Genomic DNA, 7524 nt, shown 5'->3' with positions numbered 1-7524 from the left:
AAGCGGGACGAGACCGCGCGCAACCGGGCGGCGATCCGGGAGCATCTCGCGGTGATCCGGGCGGTGCTGAGCGGCCGCGGCGAGGATGCGCTGGCCGCCTTCGACCACCACCTGGCGACTGCACGGACCACTCTGCTCGCATCGGTAAACTGGGGCTGACGCCGCGCCTCCGATAGCGCAAACAGTCAGAATCGTCCTTGACGGCCTCTTTTCTGTGGCCCTATGGTCCAACCAAAATCCCAGGTCTGTAGGAGGAGCAGGTGGCAAAATCGACGGTGGAGGAGATACGCGACGTGCTGCGCCGCGAGATTGCCGAAGGCTTCCGGCCCGGCGATCTGCTTCCCAATGAACGCGAGCTTGCCGAGCGCTTCGAGGTGTCTCGAAACACCATTCGCGAGACCATGATCCATCTCGAAGCCCTCTCGCTCATCGAGAAGACCAAGCGTGGCGCGCGGGTGCGCACCCCGGATTTCGGGGTGATGTTCCAGGAGCTGACCAACCACTTCGACACCTCCGCCCGCAGCTTCACCGACGTGCTGAACTTCCGTCGCATCAACGAGACCGGCGCCGCGCCGCTGATGGTCTGCCACGTCACCGACGCCCAGCTCGACGCCATCCGCGCCGCCAACGCCCGCATGGTCGCGGCGCTGACCGCCGCCGAAGCCGCGCAGGCGGATTACGATTTCCACTACGGGCTGGTGCAAGCCGCCGGCAACGAGGTGCTGGCCCGCATGTACGACGTGCTGTCGGTGCCGCTGAAATACTATCTCGAGGTCGGCAAGTCGCAGGAGCTCAACACCGCGACCGCCAAGGCCCAGCACGACCACATCATCGCGGCGCTCGAGTCCCGCGACGCGGCGGCGCTGGCGCAGGCGCTGGCCGACCATTTCCAGCATTCGGGCGAGGTGCTGGCCAGCTGGCTGGCCACGCGCGAACGCCGTTCCGAGCCGATCACGATCTGGCCGGTCCAGCGACCCATCCATTCGAAACAAACGAGCTGATACGGAGGAGATCCTATGAACATGCTCACGAAAACCCTGCTTGGCGCCACCACGGCCATCATGCTGGCCATGCCCGCCCTTGCCGAGACCACCGTCCGCATCGCCTACGAGAACAACCCGGGCGAGCCCGCGGACCTCGTGATGAACCGCTGGAAGGAGCTGGTGGCCGAAGCGTCGGACGGCGAGGTGGTGCTCGAGCTCTATCCCTCGTCGCAGCTGGGCGCGAAGAAGGACGTGATCGAGCAGGGCATGCTCGGCGTCAACGTCATCACCATCGCCGACGTGGGCTTCCTGACCGATTACGACCCCGACCTCGGCATCCTGTTCGGACCGTACCTGACCGACGACGCCGAGAGCCTGTTCAAGATCTACGAATCCGACTGGTTCAAGGAAAAGGAAGCCAAGCTTCAGGAGCAGGGCATCCACATCGTCATCAAGAACTACCTCTACGGCACCCGCCAGCTGCTCGCGACCAAGAAGGTCGAGACGCCGGATGACCTGAAGGGCACGAAGATCCGCACCCCCAACAACATCATGCAGATCCGTGCCATCGAGGCGATGGGCGGCACGCCGACGCCGATGCCGCTGGGCGACGTCTACCCGGCGCTGACCCAGGGCGTGATCGACGGCGTCGAGAACCCGCTGCCGGTGCTCTTCGGCCAGAAGCTGCACGAGCAGGCCAAGGAGCTGTCGATGATCTCCTACCTGCAGAACACCTCGCTCTGGCTCGGTGGCCAGGCCTATTTCGACACGCTCGACCCGGAAGTGGTCGAGATGCTGCACGAAACCGGTTACGAGGCGGGCCTCTACAGCCAGGAGCTCGCCGCTGCCGAGGACGAGAAGATCCTCGAGGCGATGCAGGACGCGGGCGTGACCGTGACCTACCCGGACGTGGAACCCTTCCGCGAAAAGGCCATGGCGGTCTACGACCAGTTCCCCGAGTGGTCCGAGGGTCTCTACGAAGAGATCCGGTCGCAACTCGGCCAGTAATCTCTGCACATATCTGCGCGGCCCTCTCCCGGGGGCCGCGCAGTCCGTTCAAACAGACCCAAGGGCCGTCATGAAGCTCTCCTTCAAACTCGTCTCCGCGCTGGCAGGGCTGCTGGTGTTCGCGCTGATCGCGATCACCGCCGCCTCCGTCGTCGCCCGCTACGTGCTTGGCACCCCGATCCAGTGGACCGAGGAAATGTCCGCGTTCCTGCTGATCTGGATCGTCTTCCTGGGCGCCATCGCCTGCGAGATCGAGGACCACCACCTCAAGATCGACGTCGTCACCATGGCCCTGCCCGACGGGCTGGTGCGCTGGCTTGGCGCGATCGTCGGCGCAGCCTCGGTGGGGCTTCTGGGCTACATGGCGTGGCTCGGCTACGTGCTCTCGGGAAGTGCTGCGCTGAAGAAGACGCAGATCCTGCGGATCTCCTGGTTCTGGATCGACATCGCCGTCACCGTCGGCGCCATCGGCATCGCGCTGGTCATGGTCTGGCGGGTCTGGCTGCTGCTGACCGGCAAGCCCATCGACGCCCCTGAAACCGAAGACATGAGCAGGGAGCACTGAGCATGGAATGGTTCATCATCATCCCGTTCATGTTCCTGCTCTTCGCGCTGAACATGCGGATCTACCTTGCCATGTTCGCAGCGATCCTCGGCTACTTCGTGTTCTTCCAGCAGATCCCGATCCAGATCGCGGTGCAGCGGCTGATCGCGCCGACGCAGAACCCGTCGCTTCTGGCCATCCCGTTCTTCATCCTGCTGGGCACGCTGCTCGGCACCACCGGCATCGCCTCGCGACTGCTCAAGGTCGCGGACCTGCTGGTCGGCAAGCTGACCGGCGGGCTCGGCCACACCAACGTCATGCTGTCGACGCTGATGGGAGGACTCTCGGCCTCGAACCTCGCGGACGCGGCGATGATGTGCCGGATGCTGGTGCCCGACATGATCAAGGCGGGCTACAACAAGGGCACCGCCGCGGCGATCACCGCGACCTCGGCGCTGATCACCCCGATCCTGCCGCCGGGCATCGCGCTCATCATCTACGGGCTCGTGGCGGACGTCTCGATCGGCTCGATGTTCGTGGCGGGCATCATCCCGGGCCTGGTGTGTTCGGGCCTGCTGATCGGCGCGGTCTACCTCGTCGCCAAGAAGGAGGGCTACAAGCCCTCGCGCCAGACCTGGCCCACGGCGCGTGAGACCGGCAGCACGCTGGTCGAGGCATGGCCCGCGTTCCTGCTGATCCTCGTGATCATCGGCGGCATCCGCCTTGCGGTCTTCACCCCCACCGAGGCCGGCGCCATTGCCACCGTGGTCACCATCCTGATCGGCCTCTTCGTCTATCGCGAGATGAAGATGCGCGACCTCACCGACGCCTTCGGCTCCACCGCGCGCCAGACCGCCGCCGTGCTGCTGGTGATCATGATGTCCTCGGCGCTGGCGTGGATCTTCTCGCTGGAGCAGGCGGGCGTGGCGCTGGCGGAATGGATCATGTCGCTGACCCAGAACCCGTGGCTGTTCCTGATCATCGTGAACGTGATCCTGCTGGTGCTGGGCATGTTCATCGAGGGCAACGCGCTGCTGATCATCCTCGTGCCGCTGCTCAAGCCGGTGGTGCTGCAGCTCGGCATCGACCCGGTGCATTTCGGCATCGTGATGATCCTGAACCTCGCGCTCGGGACGCTGACGCCGCCGGTGGGCACGGTGATGCTGCTGGTCTGCAACCTGACCGACACCTCCTTTGCCGAGTTCATGCGCCGCGGCTGGCCGTTCCTGCTGGCCCTGTTGGTGGCGCTGATCCTCGTCACCTTCATCCCGGCGCTGTCGCTCGCGCTGGTCTGATTACCACACTCACGGAAGCATCGCGGGGGCCCCACCGGGGCCCCCGTTTTTCTGTGCGGGCGGCGCGGGGCCGCCTGTTTGTCGTGGAATCAGGCCCCCAGCGCCTCGATCTCGGCGAGGAAGGCGCTGTCGATGGGAATGCCCGCCTCGGCCAGATCGGAGGCGGTCTGCTGGCGCCGCCGGCCGGGAAGCCGGGCGCCGTCCATGCCCTCGATCATCGCCGCCATCGCCGCGAACCGCTCGAGCGCGCCGGGCCCGAAGGCGCCGGGGTCGATGGCGATGATCAACTGACCGGTCTCGGGCGGTCCGCCCTTGTCGTCGAAGAACGAGGTAGCCTCGTAGCCGAAACGCCCGCCGGTGAGCCCCGCGCAAAGCAGCTCGACCATCAGCGCCAGCGCCGTGCCCTTGGCGTCGCCCATTGGCACCATGGTGCCCGCGAGGCCCTTGTGGGCGTCGGTGGTGGGGTTGCCGTCGGGATCGAAGGCCCAGCCCTCGGGGATCGGCGCGCCGGTCTGGGTGGCGGCGAGGATCTTGCCGCGCGCCACCTTCGAGAGCGCGATGTCGACCACCACCGGCGCGGCACCGGGCAGCGGCGCGGCGAAGGCGATGGGGTCGGTGCCGTAGAGCGGCACCTTGCCACCCCAGGGCGCGATGGAGGCAGGCGCGTTGGCGAAGAGCAGCGCCACCATGCCGGCCTTGGCCAGCCGCTCGACGATGACACCGGCGACGCCGCAATGGTTCGAGCGCCGGATCCCCGCCATGGCGATGCCCTGCGCCCGCGCCGCGCCGGGCAGCCAGTCGAGCGCGAGATCGACAGCCGGATAGGCGAAGCCGTGCATCGCGTCGACGGCGAGCGCGCCCGGGCGGATCTGTTCGGCCACCGGCGTGGCGAAGCCGTCGACCTTCCCGGCGAGCGCCTGCCCCGTGTAGGACGGCATCCGCCGGAAGCCATGCCCCGCCTGCCCCGCAAGCTCCGCCGCCACCAGCGCCCGCGCCACCGCGCGCGCGTTGGTCTCGCTCGTCCTGCACCGCATCAGGATGCGGGTCAGCAGCGCCTCGGCCTCGTCCGGCGCCAGTCTCTTCTCAGCCATGCTCAGTCCTCGGATGCGCCGGGCAATCGCGCCAGGCCCCTTCCGTTTACCGTCTTCGCGTGGGAAGACCAGAGCACAGCCCCGCCTCTTTCATCTTTCCGGAACCACTCGGAAATCCGCGCTCACTGGCTGCGCAGAGCCGTCCCGCTCAGGCGAAGCGGGTGATCGAGAACGGCGCGATCGGGGCCTGCGTCGCCCCCGTCGCGATGAGCTCTGCCATCAGGCTGCCGACCCCCGGCCCCATCTGGAAACCGTGCATCGAGAAGCCGAAGGCGTGGTAGAGCCCCTCGTGCTTGCCCGACATGCCGATCACCGGGATGTCGTCGGGCATCCGGCCCTCGACCCCGGACCAGCTGCGCACGATGGTGGCGCCGCGCATGATCGGAAAGAGGTCCATCGCTGTCTCCGCGGTGAGCCGCAGCTCGGGGAAGAGCATCTCGCTGAGGTCGCCCGAGGTATCCGCCCGCCCCCTGCGGCCGCCGCCGATCACCACGGTGCCGTTGGGCATCTGCTTGAACGACAGCGGACGGCCCGTGGCCCCCACCACCGCGTCGCAGAAATGCGGCAGCCGCGCGGTCACCAGCATCATCGGCGCGACGGCCTCGACCGGGGCGTGCTCGCCGAGCGAGCCGGCGAGCTTTCCGGCCCAGGCCCCGGCGCAGTTCAGCACCTTGGGCGCGCGGTAGCGGGTCTCGGCTGTCTCGACGATCCAGTCGGCGCCGTCCTTGCGCACCGAGGTCACGGTCTGCCCCTCGAAGATCCGCGCCCCGTCGCGCCTGGCACGGCGGGAGATGGCGAAGGTGGTCTGGTAGGGCTGCGCGAAACCGTCGGTGAGACTGCCGAGCCCGCCCACCACGTGATCGGCGACCGCGGGCAGATGCTCGCGGATCTCCTTGTGATCGAGGATGACCTCGTGTTCGAAGCCCATGCCCCGGAGCGTCCGCGCCCGCGACGCCAGCTTCTCGAGCTCTTCCGCGTTCTCGGCCACCTTGATCTGCGGCGCCACCTGGAAGCCGCAGTCGTCGTCGACCATGTCCGGCAGGTCGTACCAGATCTCCATGGATTTCTGCGAGATCGGCACCTCGGCGAAGTGCCGCCCCAGCCGCCGCACGCCGCCCGCGTTCACGCCGGAGGAATGGCGCGCGACGGTGTCCTTCTCGACCACGATGACATCGAGCCCGCGCTGCGCGGCGAACATCGCGGCCGAGCAGCCATGGATACCGCCGCCCACGATCACGAGGTCGGCGGTCTTTTCGGTCCCATGGGTCATGGTTCGAGCTTTTCCAGCGGCTTGAAGTTGGCGAGTTCCGACAGCTGCAGCGGCTTCAGCGGCGGGCGGATGCGGAAGTAGCCGGTCTCGTCCATCTGCGTCTTGCGGCGCTCGTTGATGATCGAGGCCACGACCAGCCCGCAGACCCGGCCCTGGCACGGGCCCATGCCGGTGCGCAGGAAGGATTTCACCTGGTTCGGACCGGGCGCGCCGAGGTCCACCGCCTCGCGGATGGCGCCCGCGGTGATCTCTTCGCAGCGGCAGACGGTAACGCCGTCCGCCGGCAGGACGAAGGCAGTCGCCGGGGCGTAGAGCGCCTCGAGGAAGGGACGCACCGCCCCGTCCCTGGCCAGCGCCGCCTCGAGCCGGTCGGCCCGTTCCGGCGCGCTCTTGCCGAGCTTCGTCGCGATGTCGAGCGCGGCGAGCCGGCCCTGCAGCGCCGCCGAGACGGCGCCCATGATCCCCGCCCCGTCGCCCGCCGTGTAGACGTTCTCGAAGCTGGTGAGTCCGCGTGCATCCGTCACCGGGCGGAAGCAGAACTGAGAGGCATCCCAGCGGTGCTCGCAGCGCAGCATGCGGGTGACCTGCTGGTTCGGCACCACGCCCTGATGCAGCGCGATGTGGTTGGCGCTGACGAGGTGCTGCTTGCCTTTCGAGGTGAAGCGCAGCCCGGTGGCCGCGGTCTCGCCCGTCACCTCGAGATCGGTGGCGGCGGAATAGACCGGCACGCCCGCGGCCTTGACCGCGCGCAGGAGCTTCAGACCCTTGCTGAGGTAGCGATGCCCCTTGAGAGCGCCGAAGAGATGCGGCAGTGCCGCCTGCATCCGGCCCGCGGGCGTGGTCTCGACCACCGCCACGGGCGGCGCGCCGGCGTCGACCATCTGCTTGGCCACCAGCCACAGCAGCGGGCCCGAGCCCGCCAGCACGGCGCTTTCCTCGACGATGCCCGCGGATTTCAGCAGGATCTGCAGCGCGCCCACGGTGGTGACGCCGGTCTTGGTCCAGCCGGGGATCGGGCACGGCCGCTCGACGGCACCGGTGGCCACGAGGATGTAGTTCGCCTGCAGCTGCGAGGAGCCGCCGTCGCGGGAGAAGTCGATCAGCCGCTCGGTCGAGATGTTCCACACCGTGCTGCGCGGCAGGTAGGTGAGATCGGCCTCGCGCAGCGCCTTCGCAAGCGCGCCTCCGGCGACGTAATCCTCGCCCAGCACGGCGCTGCGGCGGGGGGTGGTGCGCTCGATGTCGCGGTAGATCTGGCCGCCGGGCGCCTCGCCCTCGTCCAGAACCACCACCGAGAGACCGGCCTTCGAGGCGGTCACCGCGGCGGCCATGC

7 protein-coding genes are annotated in these 7524 nt (G+C 68.0%); 4 read left to right on the top strand and 3 right to left on the bottom strand.

The annotated features are described in order from the left end of the window. Positions 1 to 260: 260 nt before the first annotated feature. The 4 genes from HC022_RS15070 to HC022_RS15055 all read left to right on the top strand — a co-directional run bounded on the left by HC022_RS15070 (position 261) and on the right by HC022_RS15055 (position 3830). Complete coding sequence (locus HC022_RS15070) at positions 261 to 1001, top strand: FadR/GntR family transcriptional regulator (protein WP_089955266.1); 741 nt, start codon at positions 261 to 263, stop codon at positions 999 to 1001. Between the two features lie 15 nt (positions 1002 to 1016). Next, positions 1017 to 1991, top strand: a complete 975-nt coding sequence (locus tag HC022_RS15065; protein ID WP_175583588.1) for a C4-dicarboxylate TRAP transporter substrate-binding protein — start codon at positions 1017 to 1019, stop codon at positions 1989 to 1991. Between the two features lie 70 nt (positions 1992 to 2061). Next, positions 2062 to 2556 (top strand): TRAP transporter small permease, encoded by a 495-nt coding sequence (locus HC022_RS15060; RefSeq protein WP_167452995.1) that lies wholly within the window; start codon positions 2062 to 2064, stop codon positions 2554 to 2556. A 2-nt stretch (positions 2557 to 2558) separates the two neighbouring features. Beyond that, complete coding sequence (locus tag HC022_RS15055) at positions 2559 to 3830, top strand: TRAP transporter large permease (protein ID WP_008885416.1); 1272 nt, start codon at positions 2559 to 2561, stop codon at positions 3828 to 3830. Between the two features lie 89 nt (positions 3831 to 3919). Here HC022_RS15055 and HC022_RS15050 read toward each other — a convergent pair whose 3' ends face one another. The 3 genes from HC022_RS15050 to HC022_RS15040 all read right to left on the bottom strand — a co-directional run bounded on the left by HC022_RS15050 (position 3920) and on the right by HC022_RS15040 (position 7522). Then, positions 3920 to 4921, bottom strand: coding sequence for an Ldh family oxidoreductase (locus tag HC022_RS15050; RefSeq protein WP_167452994.1), 1002 nt, complete (start codon positions 4919 to 4921; stop codon positions 3920 to 3922). A 148-nt stretch (positions 4922 to 5069) separates the two neighbouring features. Next, on the bottom strand, positions 5070 to 6191 hold the full coding sequence (locus HC022_RS15045) for an FAD-binding oxidoreductase (protein ID WP_167452993.1): 1122 nt from the start codon (positions 6189 to 6191) through the stop codon (positions 5070 to 5072). Next, on the bottom strand, positions 6188 to 7522 hold the full coding sequence (locus HC022_RS15040) for an NAD(P)/FAD-dependent oxidoreductase (RefSeq protein WP_167452992.1): 1335 nt from the start codon (positions 7520 to 7522) through the stop codon (positions 6188 to 6190). Before HC022_RS15040 ends, HC022_RS15045 begins: the two co-directional genes overlap by 4 nt. Positions 7523 to 7524: the final 2 nt, after the last annotated feature.

The organism is Salipiger sp. HF18, from assembly GCF_011806505.1.
Lineage (GTDB): Bacteria > Pseudomonadota > Alphaproteobacteria > Rhodobacterales > Rhodobacteraceae > Salipiger > Salipiger thiooxidans.
The sequence above is the reverse complement of the archived record's forward strand: the minus strand, read 5'-3'. Positions and strand labels throughout refer to the sequence as shown.

Excerpts from the sequence above, each read along its gene's own strand:
- HC022_RS15050 (WP_167452994.1), bottom strand. The coding sequence starts at position 4,921 with ATGGCTGAGAAGAGACTGGCGCCGGACGAGGCCGAGGCGCTGCTGACC.
- HC022_RS15065 (WP_175583588.1), top strand. The coding sequence starts at position 1,017 with ATGAACATGCTCACGAAAACCCTGCTTGGCGCCACCACGGCCATCATG.
- HC022_RS15040 (WP_167452992.1), bottom strand. The coding sequence starts at position 7,522 with ATGGCCGCCGCGGTGACCGCCTCGAAGGCCGGTCTCTCGGTGGTGGTT.
- HC022_RS15055 (WP_008885416.1), top strand. The coding sequence starts at position 2,559 with ATGGAATGGTTCATCATCATCCCGTTCATGTTCCTGCTCTTCGCGCTG.
- HC022_RS15060 (WP_167452995.1), top strand. The coding sequence starts at position 2,062 with ATGAAGCTCTCCTTCAAACTCGTCTCCGCGCTGGCAGGGCTGCTGGTG.
- HC022_RS15045 (WP_167452993.1), bottom strand. The coding sequence starts at position 6,191 with ATGACCCATGGGACCGAAAAGACCGCCGACCTCGTGATCGTGGGCGGC.